This window comes from Streptomyces sp. AC1-42W (genome assembly GCF_003248355.1).
Lineage (GTDB): Bacteria > Actinomycetota > Actinomycetes > Streptomycetales > Streptomycetaceae > Streptomyces.
Genome location: NZ_QKWY01000002.1, coordinates 983235 through 999431, shown reverse-complemented (window position 1 = coordinate 999431; position 16197 = coordinate 983235). Strand labels below are relative to the sequence as shown.

The following is a 16197-nucleotide window of genomic DNA, read 5'->3' as shown; positions in this document are numbered from 1 at the left end:
GATATTCCGGCAGCGGACGTGACCGCATACGGACACGCTCCGAACCTGTACAGCCCCTCTTCGGAGCAGCAGCATTCAATCGTTCCCCGACGGTTTATGGAGAAGAAATATGCCGGGCTCACCCCGCTCCGCGGCAGCGGCTGTCCGCGACGAGTTGCACGCCGCCGGAATCGTCCTGCGCCTGGAGGACGGAGCGCTCCGCTATTCCGCTCCGCCCGGCGCGCTCACCGAGGAGCTGCGCCGATCGGTGCGCGCCTGCCGCGACGCCCTGATCGGGCTGCTGGGCGAACCGGACGGCGCGCCGCGGGGCCCCGGCGCCCCGGACTCCCGCGCCGAGGACTCCTGGCACTTCGCCGCCGACCCCGGTTCGGCCGGCGCCGCCTTCCCCCTGACCGATCTGCAACAGGCCTATCTCATCGGCGAGCAGGACTTCTACGACCACCCGGCGCCCGCCGTGTTCGTCCACGAGTACGCCTTCGCCGCCGGGACGTTCCCGGACGCCGACACGCTGCACGCGGCCCTGACCCTGCTGCGCCGGGCCCACGGGGCGCTGCGCCTCGCGGTGTTCGAGAACGGCACCCAGCGCATCCTGCCGGTCCCGGCCGGCGGTGAGGAACCGGGCCTGGTCGACCGCCACGACCTGACCGGCCTGTCCGGCGAGGCGGCGCGGGCGGAGCTCCTGGCGTTGCGCGAACGGCTGGCCGGCGATCTGCCCCCGTACGCCGAGGGTCGCCCCTTCCTGCTCCGCCACGTGCTGCTGCCGGACGGCACCGCCCGCATCCAGATCGCCCTGCGGCTGATCGCCTTCGACGGCGTCACCACCCAGTTGTTCTTCACCGAGCTGGCCCGGTGCTGCGTCGAGCCCGACTACCTCCCCGACACGCTGGGCCTCACCTTCCGCGACTACGTACGGGGCCTGGAGGAGCGCCGCGCCTCCGGTGCGCACCACTCCGCGCTGCGCTACTGGGAGCGCAGGGCGGACATGCTCCCGCCGGCCCCCGCCCTGCCGGCCCGGCCCGCCGCCGACCCCGCCGCCGATCCGACCGCCGACCCCTGTCCGGGCGCACCGCTGCGCCGGCTGTCCACCCGCCTCGACGCCCCGTCCTGGGCCCGCTTCCGGGCCCACGCCGCGGCCGCCGGGCTCCCGGTGGGCAGCGCCCTGTTCGCGCTGTTCACCGAAGCCCTGCACCGGTGGTCCGACGGGGCCGCCGGCGCCGTCACCGTTCTGGCCGCGCACCGCCCCGGAAGCCATCCGGAGCTGCCGCGCGTCTGGGGCAACGCCAGCACCACGGTGCTCGTCGGCTACGGGCCGGACGAGGCCGGGCTCTCCTTCGCCGACCGGTGCCGCCGACTGCAGGGCGGCCTGTACGCCGACCTGTCCGCGCTGGAGGTCTCCGGCGTCGAGGTCAGCCGCTCCCTCCAGAAGCGCCGGGCGGAGACCGGCAGCCCGGCCCCCGTGGTCTTCACCAGCGGGCTCGACCTGGTCGACGGCGCCCCCGGCGGCTTCCTGCTGCCCCTGCCCGGCGCCGAACTGGTGCACAGCTCCATCAGCACGCCGCAGATCCTCCTCGACCACCAGGTGTACGAGGAGGACGGGGAGCTGGTCTGCAACCTCGACCACGCCGAGAGCGCCTACCCGCCCGGCCTGATCGAGGAGTTGGCGGCCTACCACCGCAGGCGGCTGCGGGCCCTGGCCGACGACGGCGCGGAGTGGGCGGCCACCGGCCCGGTCCCGCTGCCGGCCGCCCAGCTGGCCGGCCGGGTACGGGCCAACGACACGGCGACGCCGCTGCCCACCGGCGAGCTGCACTCCTTCGCCCTGCGCTCCTGCCGCACCCTGCCGGAAGCCCCCGCCGTGCACGACGGCGAGGGCACGCTGAGCCGGGCCGGACTCGACGCGGCCTCGGCCGCGCTCGCGGACCGGCTGCGGGAGCTGGGCATCGGCCGGAACCCGGACCGGCCCGAGCTGGTCGGCGTACGGGTGCCCCGGGGCCGGGCGCAGTCGGTGGCCGTCCTCGCGGTGCTGCGCGCCGGAGGCGCGTACGTACCGATCGACCCGCACTGGCCCGACGCGCGGGTCCGCACAGTGCTGCGGCACAGCGGCGCCCGCGCACTGGTCACCGGGGCGGAACTCGGGACACCGGGCGAGCTGCCCGAGGGGGTGCACCAGGTCGTCATCGGCCGCTCCCCCGGTCCGGACGCCCCCGGCGAACCCGCGCCCCCGCTCCCCGGCGCCGCCGAGCCGCCGGCTGGCGGCAGCCTGGACCGGAGCGCGTACGTCATCTACACCTCCGGGTCGACCGGCACCCCCAAGGGGGTCGTCATCCCGCACCGGGCCGCCGTCAACACCCTGTGCGACCTCGCCGAACGGTTCTCCCTGACGCCCGACGACAAGGTGCTCGCGGTCTCCTCGCTCGCCTTCGACCTGTCGGTCTTCGACCAGTTCGCCGTGCTCGGCTGCGGCGGCAGCGTGGTGTGCCCGCCGCAGAGCGCCGTGCCGGACCCGCAGTCCTGGGGCGAGTGCGTACGGCGCCACGGCGTGACCGTGTGGAACTCGGTGCCCGCCCTGCTCGCCCTGACCCTGGAGTACCTCGGCGAGCAGGCCCGCGAACTCCTCGCCTCCCTGCGGCTGGTCATGCTCAGCGGCGACTGGGTTCCGCTGCCGCTGCTGGACCGGCTGGCCGCGTACTGCCCCGGCGCCCAGGTCATCGCGATGGGCGGCGCCACCGAGGCGTCGATCTGGTCGAACTGGTACCCCGTGACCGGCGTCCCCGCCGGATGGCAGAGCGTGCCGTACGGGACCCCGCTGGCCAACCAGACCATGCACGTCCTGGACCGGAACATGGCCGACGTCCCGGACTGGGTGCCCGGCGACCTCTACATCGGCGGCGCCGGCCTGGCCACCGGCTACCTCGGCGAGCCCGAACGGACCGCCGCCTCGTTCCCGCGGCACCCCGTGACCGGTGAGCGGCTCTACCGGACGGGCGACCGCGCCCGGTACCGGCCGGGCGGCATCCTGGAATTCCTCGGACGGGCCGACCACCAGGTCAAGATCAACGGCTACCGCGTCGAACTGGGCGAGATCGAGGCCCAGTTGTCCGGCCTCGCGGGGGTGGGGTCCTCCGTCGCGCTGGTCGACACCTCGCACAGCCAGCCGTACCTGGCGGCGTTCATCACCCGCGACGAGCCGGCCGCCGCCCCGCAGAGGGCCCGGATCGCGCCCGACGCACCGGGGCTGCTGCGGGAACTCGGCGACGCCCTGCCCCCGTACATGGTGCCCGCCACCGTCGTCGAGGTGCCCGGACTCCCGCTGAGCGGCAACGGCAAGGTGGACCGCAAGGCGCTCCTGGCCCTGCTCGCCGACACGGTGCGCGCGGCCCCGGCAGCCGGGGCGCCGGACGCTGCGGGCGGCGGCGCGCAGCGCCCCGGATCGCCGGTGGAGGCCCGGCTGCTCGCCCTGTGGCAGGACCTCCTGGGCCCGGCCGCGAGCGGCGTCACCGACGACTTCTTCACGCTGGGCGGCAGTTCGCTGACCGCCGTACGGCTGTTCCGCTCCATCGAGACGGCCTTCGGGCGCCGGCTCCCGCTGGCCTCGCTCTTCCGGAGCAGAACCGTACGCGCCCAGGCCGCCCTGCTCACCGCCGGGGACGGCACAGCGACGGGCGACGACACCGGACCGCTGGTCGGCCTCGGCGGCGACGGCGGGCAGCACGTGGTGTTCGTCCACCCGGTCGGCGGCGACGTCCTCTGCTACGAGGAGGCCGTCTCCGCCATGACGGCCGACCCGGAACTCGCCCCGCGGATCTCGCTGCACGGCCTGCGGGCGGCCGGGCTGCACGGCGCGGAGGAGCCCGCGAGCAGCCTCGACGCCATGGCGAAGCACTACGCGCACACGCTCGCCGAGCGCCTGCCGGACGGGCCGCTGCATCTGGTGGGCTGGTCGCTCGGCGGGACCGTGGCCCTGCACACGGCGGTGCTCCTGGAGCGGGAGGGGCGGCCGGTGGCCTCCCTGACCACGATCGACTCCTTCGTCGGGCGCCCGGACGGCTGCGCGCCCGCCGCCGGCGTCCGGCTCGCCGGATTCTTCGGCGATCTGCTCGGCCGGGGCGACCTCGCCGCACGGCTCCCGGACGCGGGCCCGGACGCGTCCGACGAGGAGCGGCTGCTCGCCGCCCACGACGCCCTGTTCGCCCAGGGACTCATCGGGAGGGCCCTCGAACCGGCGGAGCTGTCCCGGCTGTTCGCCGTCTACCGCAACAACGCGGAGATCCTGGAGCGCCACACGCCGGTCGCCTGGCACCCCGGCCCGGCAGCGGAACCGCCCGCACCGGACGGGCCGCCGCCCCGGCTGTCGATCCGCGCCGGACGGACCTCGCGCCACGCCTTCCCCGGACTGCTGCCGCTCGACGAGGTCGTGGCGGACCCCGGCCCCGTACTCACCGTCGACGAGGACCACTTCTCGGTGGTGCGCGCCGCGGCCGCCGCCCGGCTGGCCCGGCGGATCGGCGCCCTGTGCGCCGCCGCCCCCACCACCGACCGCCCGAGAGGAGCACGGGAATGAGAACACTGTCCGCCGAGCGCGCCCTGCTCGAAGCCCACCTTCCCGGCTTCGACGGATGGCTCGCCGAACTGGGCATCGACGGCGCCGAGGACCCGGAGGGCGACGTGATCGAGGCGTTCCGCCGGGCCGGCGGCGGCAACCTGTTCGTCCCCCGGGAGCTGGGGGGCGCCGGGCTCGGCTGCCGCGACGGCGTACGCCTCCAGCGGGCGGTCGGGACCCGCGCCCCGGCGCTGGCCGTCGCGACGACCATGCACCACTACAAGGTCGCCTGGCTGGCCGCCGCGCTCGGCGCGGACGCGGACGCCGTGCTCCGGGAGGTCGCGGAGCAGCGGCATCTCGTCGCCTCCTGCGGCGCGGAGGGCCAGGTGGGCCGGAGCCTGTTCACGCCCGGCATCCGGGTCGCCGCCGCCGACGGAGGGCTGACGGTGTCGGGCACCAAACGCCCGTGCTCCCTGACCCGTTCCATGGGCCTGCTCACGCTGACGGCGACCGCGCCGGACGACAGCGCCCCGGAGAGCCCGCTCCTGATGCTGGTGATCCCGGCGGACGCGCCCGGAATCCGGCGTGAGCCGTTCTGGCGCAACCGGGTGCTGCGCGCCACCCAGACCGACGCGGTGCTCCTCGACGAGGTCTTCGTACCGGACTCCATGATCATCCCGATCGGTGACCCGGCGCTCTCGCCCGGCCGCTTCACCTCCAACCTGCTCTGGTTCCAGCTGCTCATCACCGCGTCCTACCTCGGCATCGCCACCGGCCAGGTGGAGCGGCTCCACACCGCGCAGCGCGGCACCCCGGGCGACCGGGTGGCCGCGCTGGCCCCGCTGGAGACGGTGTGCGCCGCCCTGGAGGCGCTGGCCCGGGAGGTGGACGAGGGCCGGTGCGACGACGATCTGCTCGGCCGGTCCCTGCTCGTGCGCCACACCGCCCAGCGGGCCATCGCGGAGGCGACCGACCGGGCCCTGGAACTCGCCGGCGGCATGCCGTTCGTGACGGGCTCGCAGGGGGTGGACGCCCTGGCCGCGAGCCGGGGCCTCGCCTTCCACCCGCCGTCCGAGATCTCGGCGCGGGAGCCGCTCGACACCTGGCTCGGCGGCGGCGGACTGACCCTGAAGTGACCGCGTCCCCCTGGGGCGACCCCCTCTCGCAGACCGATCGACGCGCCCGTCCGGGCGCAGCACTTGGAGATTCGATGATCGTCCTAGGTCTTCATTTCGGCCACGACGCGGCCGTCTCCGTCCTTCGTGACGGGGCCGTCGTCTCCTACGTGCTGCGGGAGCGGCACACCCGGGTCAAGCACGCGGCCACCCTCGACGTGGCCACCGTGCGCCGGGCCCTGGACGGGGCCGGCCTGCGGGCCGACGAGGTGGACGCGGTCGCGGTCTGCTCGACCCAGGGGGTGGAGCTGATCGTCGACGACCCGGCGGCGCTGTCCGTCGCCTACGCGGCGGACGACCCGTTCGGCCGGCCCTGCACGCTGCTGGAGGAGGAGCCCGGCGCGGCCGGACGGCGGGGCGGCGGCACCCTGCTCGACTTCCTCTACGACCCCGGCCTGTCCGCGACCTGGCTGGGCCGCTCCTACGCGCGCCTGTACCCGGAGCACACGACGCTGAGCCGGGCGGACGTGCCGTTCGTCCCGTGGGTCGACGACTACGTCACCGTGCCCGAGTGGGCGGGCACCCGCGGTCTCGCGGAGCTGGCGGCCACGCCCGTGTCGGCCGACGAGCGGAACCGGTACGGCTTCCACCTGCCGGTGCGGGTGACGCTCGACGGGACCACGATCCCCGGATACGCCGTCCACCACCACCTGGCGCACGCGGGGAGCGTGTACTACGCCTCCGGGTTCCGGGAGGCCGCGGTGTTCACGCACGACGGCTACGCCGAGGGCGAGAGCTACCACAGCGGCATGTTCTACCTGGGCCGGGAGCAGGCGCTGTACCCGCTCGCCCCGCACCACCTGGGCCTGGGCGGCCTGTACGACCGGGTGGGCGCCGCGCTGGGCCTCGGCCTGGTCGGCCCGGCCGGGAAGCTGATGGGCCTGGCCGCCTACGGGCGCCCGCGCTTCTACTCGTCCCGGTTCCTGGGCAACCACGCCGACCTGCGCGAACGCTTCCCGATGGACGTGGCGACGGCCTGGCTGCGGCACTGCCGCCGGGAGGCCGAGCGCATGGGGTACGACCTCGCCCCGTACGGCGACCCGGAGCAGGCGACCGCCCCGGTCAACGCCGATGTGGCGGCCAGCACCCAGAAGCTCTTCGAGGAGGTGCGGATGGAGGCGGTGCGTACGCTGCACGCCTCGCTGGGCGCGGCCGGCCTCGCGGTGCCCGCGCTCTGCATGTCCGGCGGCACCGCGCTCAACTGCCCGTCCAACACCCAGATCGCCCAGGAGGGGCCCTTCCGGCGCGTCTTCGTCGAACCCGCCTGCGACGACGGCGGCATCGCGATCGGCGCGGCGCTCGCCGTCCACCACTCGATCCTCGACCATCCGGTCCCGGCCGCGGCCGACGGCGGCCGTTTCCCCTCGCCCTACCTCGGCACGCCCCCCACGGCCGCGGGCATCGCCGCGGCGATCGCCGCCGCCGGCGACCGGATCGCGGTCGAGGACCCGGGCGGCGGCGAGGCGGTCGCGGAGCGGGTGGCGGACGATCTGGTCGCCGACCGCGTGGTGGCCTGGTTCGACGGGGGCAGCGAGGCGGGGCCGCGGGCGCTCGGCCACCGGTCGATCCTGGCCGACCCGCGCAACGCGGAGAACTGGCCGCGGGTGAACCGGGTCAAGAGCCGTGAGGCGTGGCGGCCGTTCGCCCCCGCGGTGCTCGCCGAGCACGCGGCGGACTGGTTCGGGGACGTGCCGCTGCCCTCCCCGTACATGCTGTTCAACGCGACGGTGCGGCAGACGGGGATACCCGCCGTGACCCATGTGGACGGCACCGCGCGTATCCAGACCGTGGACGCCTCGGCAGGCGGCTACCACGCGGCGATCGCCGCCTTCCACCGCCGGACGGGCGTGCCCGTGGTGATGAACACCTCCCTCAACGGCCCCGGGGAGCCGATCGTCGAACGGCCCGAGGAGGCGCTCGACCTCTTCCTGAAGACCGGACTCGACGTGCTGTACCTGGCCGGCCTGCGCATCACCCGCGCCTGAACTCCGTCTCCGGGGAGGAACCATGAAACTGACGACCTGTGAGACGGCGCCCGGCGACTGGACCGGTGACGTGCTCGCCCTGGGCGTGTACGACGAGGGCGGGGCACCGGCGGACCAACCGTGGCTGAGCGGTGTCGACGCCGCGCTCGGCGGGGCCGTCGCCCGGCTGCTCGCGTACGACTCGTTCGGCGCGGCCCGCGACGAGCTGGTGACGGGGCCCGGGGTGCCGGGCCGGTGCGAGCGTCTGGTGCTGATCGGTCTGGGCCGGCGCGACGAGGTGACGCCGCACACCGCGCGGCGGGCCGGCGCCGCCCTGGCCCGGACCCTGACCACCGGACCCAACCGGCGGGTGGCGGTGGCGCTCGCGTCCTGGCGGGCCGGCGGGGAGGAGATCGTCGAGCACCTCGTGGAGGGGCTGAGCCTGGCCGTCCACTGCGGCCGGTGGAACGTGCTGCCCGACCGGTTCCGCGCGGACTACGGCTCCGACCTGCCGAGGGAGCCGGAGAGCGCCGAACTGCTCGGCTGTGCGGCGCCGGAGGACCTGCTGCGCCGCGCCGGGGTGTTCACCGACGCCGTGGTGCTGGCCCGCGAGCTGGTGGCCGCGCCGGCCAATCTGATCACCCCCGAGCGGCTGGCCCGTGAGGCGGCGGCGATCGCCGCCGCCGACGACCGGTTCTCGCTCGACGTGTGGGACGCGGACCAGGGCGCCGAGCAGGGGCTGACCGGCTTCGCCGCCGCGGCGGCCGGCAGCGCGGACCCGGCGCGGTTCATCCGGCTGGGCTACCGGCCCGCCGCCCCGGAAGGTCCGCCCGTCGCCCTGATCGGCCTGGGCCTGACCCATGACGACCGGGGTGTGCTCCGGTCCGGCGGCGCGGTCCAGGGTGCGAAGAAGTACATGGCGGGCGCCGGTGCGGTGCTCGGCGCGGCGGCGGCGCTGGCCGCGCTCGGTGGCCGGACGGAGGTCCAGCTGCTGATCCCGGCGACGGCGAAGGCCGCGGGGCCGGGCGCGCTGCGGGTGGGTGACCTGGTCACGACGGCCTCCGGCGCCACGGTCGAGGTCAACCACGAGGACGCGCACGGCCGGCTGCTGCTGGCGGACGCCCTGCATCTGGCCAAGCGGCTGGGGGCGGCCCGTACGGTCAGCGTCTCCGCGCTCGGCCTGCCCGTCGCGGCGGCCCTCGGCCCGAAGGCGGCCGGGCTGTGGAGCACCCACGACGCGCTCGCGGCGGATCTCGTCGCGGCCGGTCGCGGTGCGGGGGAACTGCTGTGGCGGCTCCCGCTGGTCGACGAGTACGACGACGAGTTGTGGGCGCCGTTCGCCAATCTGCGGGCCGCCGGGCCGGAGAGCGGGGACGCCGCCACGGCCGCCGCCTTCCTGCGCCGGTTCGCCCCGGCGTCCGGCTGGGCCCATCTGGAGATCACCGAACCGGCGTGGTCCCCCAGGATCGACGGCTACTACAACGCGGGTGCCACCGGGTACGGCGCCGGCACCCTGGCCCGCTGGCTCTGCCCCCGCTGAGCCGCCCCATCTCCCGAGGATCATCCATGTACGCACCTGAGCTGTACCGTTCCGAGGAACTCGCCCAGCAGCACGGGCTGATCGAGGCCCACCCCTTCGGCATGCTCACCGCGACGGTGGACGGCAGGCCGCACGGCACGCACATCCCCTTCGTGCTCGACAGGGGGCAGGGCTCGCGCGGCCGGCTCCGCGCCCATCTGGCCAAGGTCAATCCGGTGGTGCCGGTCCTCGCGGAGGGCGCCGAGGTGATGGCCGCGTTCGTCGGGCCGCACGCGTACATCTGCCCCGACGACTACGCGACCGAGACGCACTTCCCCACCTGGAACTACGCGGCGGTGCACGTCTACGGGCGGCCCCGGCTCCTGGACCCGGAGGAGGAGTTCCGGCAGCTGGAGGACCTGATCGCGGCGGAGGAGGCCCGCCGGCTGCCGAAGGAGCCCTGGACGCTGGACCGGGTGCCGCGCGAGCTGGTGGAGCGGTTCCGCACGATGATCGTCGCCTTCGAGCTGCCCATCGACCGGATCGACGCCATCTTCAAGTTCGGCCAGAACAAGAAGGAGGAGGACGTCGTCGCGCAGATCGACTCCTTCCGCAGCCGCCCCTTCGACTCCGCGGCGCACTTCGCGGACCAGCTCCACACGCACAACGCCGAACGACTCGGCTGAACAACGGACGTGACGAGAAAGGCTCTTCGATGCCCGCACACCCCCTGCCGCCCCTCACCGCCGAGACGACGCACGAGGAGGTCCGCGAACGGATCTCGGCGGTCTGGCGTGATCTGTTCGCAGAGCCCGGCCTGCGGATCGAGGACGACGACAACTTCTTCTCGCTGGGCGCCTCGTCGCTCCTGGCGATGCGGATGGTCACGGTCCTCTCGGAGGAGCTGGACGTCCCGCTCTCGATGCTCGCGGTGGTCGAGAACCCCACGCTCGGCGGACTGGTCCGCCATGTGCGGGAGCTGTCCGCGGCCGGCTCCGACCGTGAGGTCGGCGAACTGTGACAGGCCGCGCCCAGCCCTCACGGCCTGCATAGATATGCAGGCCGTGAGAGGCCGTTGGCTCAGCCCCAGATCAGGTCGCCGAGAACGATGACGCCGCCGGGACCGCCGTTCATCGCCGCAACATCCCGGCCGCCTTCACGCACTGCAGTCACTAGACTTTGCCCAGTACTCATTTGAGCCATTCCCCCACTTCGTGGTCGACGAAGATCGCCCGGCGTCCGCACGCCGCAGCGAGAGTGACGCAGAGTAGTCGCTTGAACACGACCCCGGTCACGCCGCATCCATATTCGAGGATCGGTACATAATTTCGCAACCAAAACAGCCTATGAACTCACATGGCGGGATGTGCGGCCCGGTCCGGCCCGTCCGCCTCGACGGCGGGCCGCTCGGTCGCGTACAGAGCCGGCTCGGCGGCCATGTACCGCTTGAGCCGCACCATCAGCACCGCGAGGCAGGCCATCGCCGCCGCGCCGACCACCGGGATGAGCACCACGAGCGGCACCGCGTGGCCGGTCACCGCGAGCAGTCCACCGGCCAGGGGCAGCGACAGGAAGTTCAGCAGGGAAACGGCGGCGACCGTACGCCCGAACTCCTCGCTGACCACGACCCGCAGCCGCAGCGTGCGGATGACGACGCTGAACACGCTGTCACCCGCCATGAACACCGCGACCAGGGCGGCGAAGAAGAGGAATCCGGTGGTGGGGCCCAGCGCGATGAAGACGACGCCCTGCACCACCGTGCTGACGGCGGCCACCGCCAGGAAGCCGAAGCTCCGGATCAGCCGGGGCGCCGCGGTCAGCGTCACCATGGCCACCAGCCCGGCGGCCGAGTACACGAGGCCCAGCGCGCCCTCGTTGTGGCCGTAGCGGTCCGCGAGGGCGGGGGCCACGCCCTGGATCAGGCCCAGCATGATGTTGACGCACATGGTGGCCAGGACGATGGTCCTGAGCACCGGAATCCGCACCACGTTGCGGATTCCGGTCACCGAGTCCCCCAGCAGCCGGCGCGCCGCGGAACCCCTGCCCCCGCCCTTCCCCTCGCCCGGAACCGGGTCCGGGGCGAGGACCGGGACCGGGACCGGGCCTGCCGCGGCGGTCCGTTCCGCGCGCGGCAGGCCGAGGCTGAGCAGCAGGCTCACCCCGAACAGGCTCGCGACCACCACCACGATCGGCAGCGGGCCGGTCAGCAGCAGGGCCCCGCCGACGACGGGAGCCAGCAGCAGCGTGCCCTGCTCGATCCCGCTCAGCACGCTCTGCGCCCGGTGCATGTCCTCCGGCGCCACGAGCGTGCCCGCCAGCTTCTCGCCCGCCACGAGGACCTGCTCGCAGCAGATCCCGGCCAGCAGGGCGAAGACGATCACGACGGCGAAGGCATGGCTCTCCAGGACCACGGTGAGCACGGCCGCCACCACGCCGAGCCCCACCCGCACGAGGTCGTTGGCCCGGTAGATGCGCTGCTCGGGATACCGGTCGGCGAGATGCCCGGCGACCGGCAGCGACAGCAGCCGGGGCACCCACTGGGCGGCCAGGACGAGCCCGGACCAGGAGAGTTCGCCGGTGGCCTGGTAGGCGAGCACGGGCAGCAGGAACTGGATGAGCTGGTCGGTCATCCAGCCGACCGCGCGCAGCGCGTAGTAGCGGTGCACGGCACCGGCCGGGCGCGAGGGGAGGGGGGTCATGAAGGCTCCGTGAGGAAGTGGGGCTCGGGGGGCCGTCTACAAGACGGGGACCACCGTCTCGCCGAGGCTCTGCCAGATCTCCCGCGCCTGTTCCGGCGAGTCGGCCGCGAACAGCGCGTACCCGATGCGGCCGCGGAAGTCGTGCAGGGGCGGGATCTCCTCGCCCGGACCGATCACCACGCCGGTCTCCGTCACCTCGGGGCGCGCGGCGACCTCGTCCCAGCCCTTCAGCTCGGTGTAGCTGGTCAGTCCGGGGGCGGTGAAGTAGCGGATGCCCGCGCACTTCACCTGCCGTCCGACCTCCGCGCGCAGTTCCTCCGGCGTCCGGCCCAGGTAGGCGGCGAGCATCACCCGTGACATCGAGGTCCCGGTGGAGAGCTGGACCAGTTCGGTGATCCGGTCGCCGGGCAGCCGGGCGGCGATCTCGATCAGTACCGGTTCGTCGCCGGGCAGCCGGAGTTCGCAGTGGAACGGGCCGGAGGTGATGCGGACGGCCTCGGTGACGCCCCGCACGTACTCCGTGATCCGGTCCAGGACGGGGGCCGGGACGGCGGACGGGACGATGTGCCCCAGCTCCACGAAGTACGGTTCCGGGCCGAGGAGTTTGCGGGTCACCGAGAGGACCACGACCTCGCCGTCGTGCACATAGCCGTCGGCGCTGAACTCGGGGCCGGTCACGTACTCCTCGACGACGACCCGGGTGTCCATGGCGAAGCCCAGGTCCAGCCGGCGGTCGCCGGCCAGTTCCTCGAAGGCCGCGCGCAGTTCGCCGGCCGTGTCGGCGCGGCGGACGTGGATGCTGCCCGAGGACTCGACCGGCTTGATCACACACGGGAAGCCGATGGTCGCGGCGGCCCGCTCGACCTCCTCGGGCGTCCCGGCCCGGACGTGCCGCGGCACCCGCAGCCCGGCCGCGGCGGTCCGCTCCCGCATCAGGGCCTTGTTGCGGACGAGGTCGACGGCTTCCAGCGGCAGGCCCGGCAGGCCGAGGCGGTGCACCAGGCGGGTCACGGCCGGGATGTAGAACTCCGCACCCGGCACGAGCGCGTCCAGCGGGTGTGCGGCGTGGAAGGCCGTCACCGCGTCCGCCAGCGCCCGTTCGTCGTTGGTGTCGACGGTGAGCAGGGTGTCCACGAACCCCTCGAACCCGGGCGGCAGACTGCGGTCGTCCACCCCGGCGCTGGCCACGACGACCTCGAACCCGAGCCGATGGGCGTCCTCGACCATTCTGGTGCCCGAGGAGACCGGCTCGACGATGAGGACCCTGGTACGCCGTTCACCGGTGCCGGGGAGCGAGTCTGACATGTGACGTTCCTTCTCGTGTTGAACCGTGGTGCGGGTCGGCGGGCGGAGCGGGGCCGGCCGGAAGGAGGGTTCCGGCCGGCCGGAAGCGGGATCAGACCAGGGCCCGGCCGTGGTCGGAGTAGCGGCGTCCCTCCGCCTTGCGCAGGTCGGCCATCACGTTGATGCGGCGCAGCCAGCGGTCCGTCCCGTCGTAGCGGGCGGCGAACGGGCGACGGCCGTGCACGGCCCGCTTGTTGTCGACGATCAGCATCTCGCCCGGAGCGAGCGAGACGTCGCGCAGCTTGGCGTCGATGCCCTTGACGACGGCGTCCAGGGCGGCGGCCGCCTCCGGGTCGAGGTCGCGCGGCATGAACGCGGGGTCGATGCAGATGAAGGGCGAGTCCGGGTTCCCGGAGAGCACCGAGGTGCGGCGGGGCTCCTCGTTCATCTCGGCGATCTTGCGGAACGCCTCCGCGACCCAGTCGCCCTCCTCGACGCCGGTGGTGCCGGCGTTGAAGCTCGCGGTGTGCGACTCGTCCGGCAGGATCACGAACCGCTCCTGGAAGAGCACCTCGCGGGTCCGGTCGTCGAGTTCGACCTCCTGGACGGGGGCGAAGGTGGTGGGCACCTTGTCGTGGTTCCGCAGCCCGATGAGCATGATCCAGTCCGCGCGCAGCGGGTGGAAGGCGTCCTCGTTGTGCCACTCCAGGTTGACCGTGGAGCTGGAGCCCAGCTGCTCGTTCTCGTGGCCGGCGATCGGGAAGAGGTCGAGGACCATCCGGCCGCGCTGCTGGGTGAGGTAGGAGACCGGGTCGCCCAGGAGCGAGCCGAGCAGCAGCAGGGACGCGGCGGCCCGCTGGGCCTCCCGGCTGTCCGGCACGTCCGTGTAGCTGAGCGGGGTGGGGCCGGCCTCGGCCTCGTCGATCGGCAGGTTCGATATCACGAAGCCGCCGAACGGGCGTCCGGTGAGGCGGAATTGACCGAAGGTGGCCCGTACCCGCGCCGGCAGCTCGTGGGCGAGAAGGGAGAGCTGGTCGAGCCGCTGCTCCAGCGGCAGGCCGGGCTCGGTGTCCAGCACGTGGTCCGCGATGTCCTGGACCCGGGTCCGCTCGGTGTCCGTGAGCTCCAGGCACGGCACCCCGTCGGCGGCGCGCGGAGTCAGCTCGGGGGCCGTGGGCACGGTCAAATTCGACACGGTGACGATCCTTTGTCGTGAAGAGGTCTGAAGCGCTGGCGCGGAGGACTCCGTAGGGCCCCGGAGGGGCCGACGACATGGGCGACGGGCAACGGCGGCGCGCCCCGGTCGGCCGGCGAAGGGCTGAGGCGCCTCCCGCTTCCGGGCTGGCGGTGCCCGGCACGGGACCTCGCCTCGTATACGAGAGAACTCCCTGCACGGAAGTCTGGAGGACCCCGATCGCCGCAGTCCAACACTCTCCGTGTCCGTGTGAGGACAAGTCCGCACACGGACACCGCCGGGCTACGGGCGGTGTTCGGCGATCGCCCGGACGAGCAGCGCGGCCGCTTCGGCGAGATCATCCGGGGTGAGGCCGCCGTACCCGACCACCAGTCCCTCGGTGGGGGACGGGCCGTGCCGGAAGGCGGACAGCGGGGCGACCTCCACGCCGAGTTCGGCGGCCCGGCGCGCCACCCGCGCGCCGTCGAGGCCGTCCGCCAGCAGCAGTACGGCGTGCAGCCCGGCCTCCAGACCGGTCGGCGTCACCAGGTCGGCGACCGGCTCCAGTGCCTCCCGCAGTACGGTCCTGGCGCGTGCGTAGTGCAGCCGGGTCCGCCGGACGCGCCGTTCCAGCGCGCCGGTGGTGAGCATCCGCAGCACGGTGTGCTGCACCGGCCAGCTGAGCGGGCCGTCCACGATGTCCTTCAACTCCGCGATGCGCCGGGGCAGTCCGCCCGGTGCCACCAGGTATCCGCAGCGCAGGGCCGGGGTGAGGACCTTGGACAGGGTACCGAGGTAGATGACCCGCTCCCGGTCGAGTCCGGCCAGCGACGGCAGCGGCGGCCCGTTGTAACGGTACTCGCTGTCGTAGTCGTCCTCGACGATCCAGGAGCGGTGCTCGCGCGCCCACATGACGAGGTCGAGCCGTCTGCCGACGCTCATCCGCACCCCCAGCGGGAACTGGTGCGAGGGCGTGACATGCATCAGCCGGGGCGCGTGGGCGCGGCCGGCCAGCACATCGACCCGTGCGCCGTCGTCGTCGACCGGCACCGGTGCGGCTTCGAGACCGTGGACCCGGATGAGGGAGCGGACCACCGGATGGCCGGGGTCCTCGCAGCCGACGGTGTCGCCCGCGCGCAGCAGCGTACGGAGCACCAGGTCCATGGACTGCGTCGTGCCGCTGGTCACCACGATGTCGTCGGGGGCGCAGACCAGGCCGCGGGTCCGGGCCAGGTGGTCGGCGATCGCGGTGCGCAGTCGCGGCAGCCCGGCCGCGTCCTGGTAGCGGGTCGGGGCCGCTGTGCGGGCCGTCGCCCGCCAGGCGCGGGCCCAGCCGTCGCTGCCCTCGTGCACCGGCCCGGTCTCGCCGGTGCGCAGGGCGAACGCGGGGCGCGGCGGCGCCTGCGCCGGGTCGGGCGCGGCCGGGGCCGGGGCCGCCGGTGCGGTGCCCGTCCGCCGGGCCGCCCGGTTGAGCCGCGCGACGTAGGTGCCGGAGCCGGAGCGGCCCGCCAGGAGCCCTTCGGCCTCCAGCCGGGTGTACGCCTCGGCGGTCACCGTGCGGGACACGGCGAGGTCCTGGGCGAGCGTACGGGTCGAGGGCAGCCGTTCACCGGCCGGCAACAGTCCGGAGAGCACCGCTTCACGCAGCGCCTCGACGAGCTGCGCCACGAGCGGACGGGCGCCGTCGCGGTCGAGGGCGACGGGCACGGCCAGATGGGGTTTGGCCCGCGGGCCGGGTAACGGCCGTTCCACAGGTGGCATCTTCGATCTGCCTTCTATTGGCCATTGGTGGAGGTCCATGCCGAGGGTAGCTTCGGCGTTCGGCGCTTCGGAACGACGGCT

The 16197-nt window shown here is 74.0% G+C and carries 10 protein-coding genes; 6 read left to right on the top strand and 4 right to left on the bottom strand.

Translation table 11 applies throughout. The features are described from left to right. Positions 1-109: 109 nt before the first annotated feature. The 6 genes from DNK56_RS22490 (at position 110) to DNK56_RS22465 (ending at position 10219) form a co-directional block, all read left to right on the top strand. Complete coding sequence (locus DNK56_RS22490) at positions 110-4561, top strand: non-ribosomal peptide synthetase (protein WP_111337507.1); 4452 nt, start codon at positions 110-112, stop codon at positions 4559-4561. Next, on the top strand, positions 4558-5676 hold the full coding sequence (locus DNK56_RS22485) for an acyl-CoA dehydrogenase family protein (RefSeq protein ID WP_111337505.1): 1119 nt from the start codon (positions 4558-4560) through the stop codon (positions 5674-5676). Before DNK56_RS22490 ends, DNK56_RS22485 begins: the two co-directional genes overlap by 4 nt. A 74-nt stretch (positions 5677-5750) precedes the next feature. Next, entirely contained in the window at positions 5751-7700 is a 1950-nt protein-coding gene (locus DNK56_RS22480) for a carbamoyltransferase C-terminal domain-containing protein (protein ID WP_111337503.1), read from the top strand. Positions 7701-7722: 22 nt separating this feature from the next. Continuing rightward, entirely contained in the window at positions 7723-9219 is a 1497-nt protein-coding gene (locus tag DNK56_RS22475) for a leucyl aminopeptidase family protein (RefSeq protein WP_111337501.1), read from the top strand. Positions 9220-9245: 26 nt separating this feature from the next. Then, positions 9246-9884, top strand: coding sequence for an FMN-binding negative transcriptional regulator (locus DNK56_RS22470; RefSeq protein ID WP_111337500.1), 639 nt, complete (start codon positions 9246-9248; stop codon positions 9882-9884). Positions 9885-9913: 29 nt separating this feature from the next. Then, positions 9914-10219: an acyl carrier protein gene (locus DNK56_RS22465; protein ID WP_111337498.1), complete on the top strand. Its 306-nt coding sequence runs from the start codon at positions 9914-9916 to the stop codon at positions 10217-10219. Positions 10220-10550: 331 nt separating this feature from the next. On the opposite strand, the gene DNK56_RS22460 is transcribed toward DNK56_RS22465, so the two are convergent. The 4 genes from DNK56_RS22460 to pdxR form a co-directional block, all read right to left on the bottom strand. Then, positions 10551-11897, bottom strand: coding sequence for an MFS transporter (locus DNK56_RS22460; protein WP_111337497.1), 1347 nt, complete (start codon positions 11895-11897; stop codon positions 10551-10553). Positions 11898-11933: 36 nt separating this feature from the next. Next, entirely contained in the window at positions 11934-13202 is a 1269-nt protein-coding gene (locus tag DNK56_RS22455; RefSeq protein WP_111337495.1) for an ATP-grasp domain-containing protein, read from the bottom strand. Positions 13203-13293: 91 nt separating this feature from the next. Continuing rightward, on the bottom strand, positions 13294-14376 hold the full coding sequence (gene gntD, locus DNK56_RS22450; protein WP_111337493.1) for a guanitoxin biosynthesis L-enduracididine beta-hydroxylase GntD: 1083 nt from the start codon (positions 14374-14376) through the stop codon (positions 13294-13296). A gap of 282 nt (positions 14377-14658) precedes the next feature. Further along, positions 14659-16107, bottom strand: coding sequence for a MocR-like pyridoxine biosynthesis transcription factor PdxR (pdxR, locus tag DNK56_RS22445; protein ID WP_158558484.1), 1449 nt, complete (start codon positions 16105-16107; stop codon positions 14659-14661). Between the last annotated feature and the right edge of the window lie 90 nt (positions 16108-16197).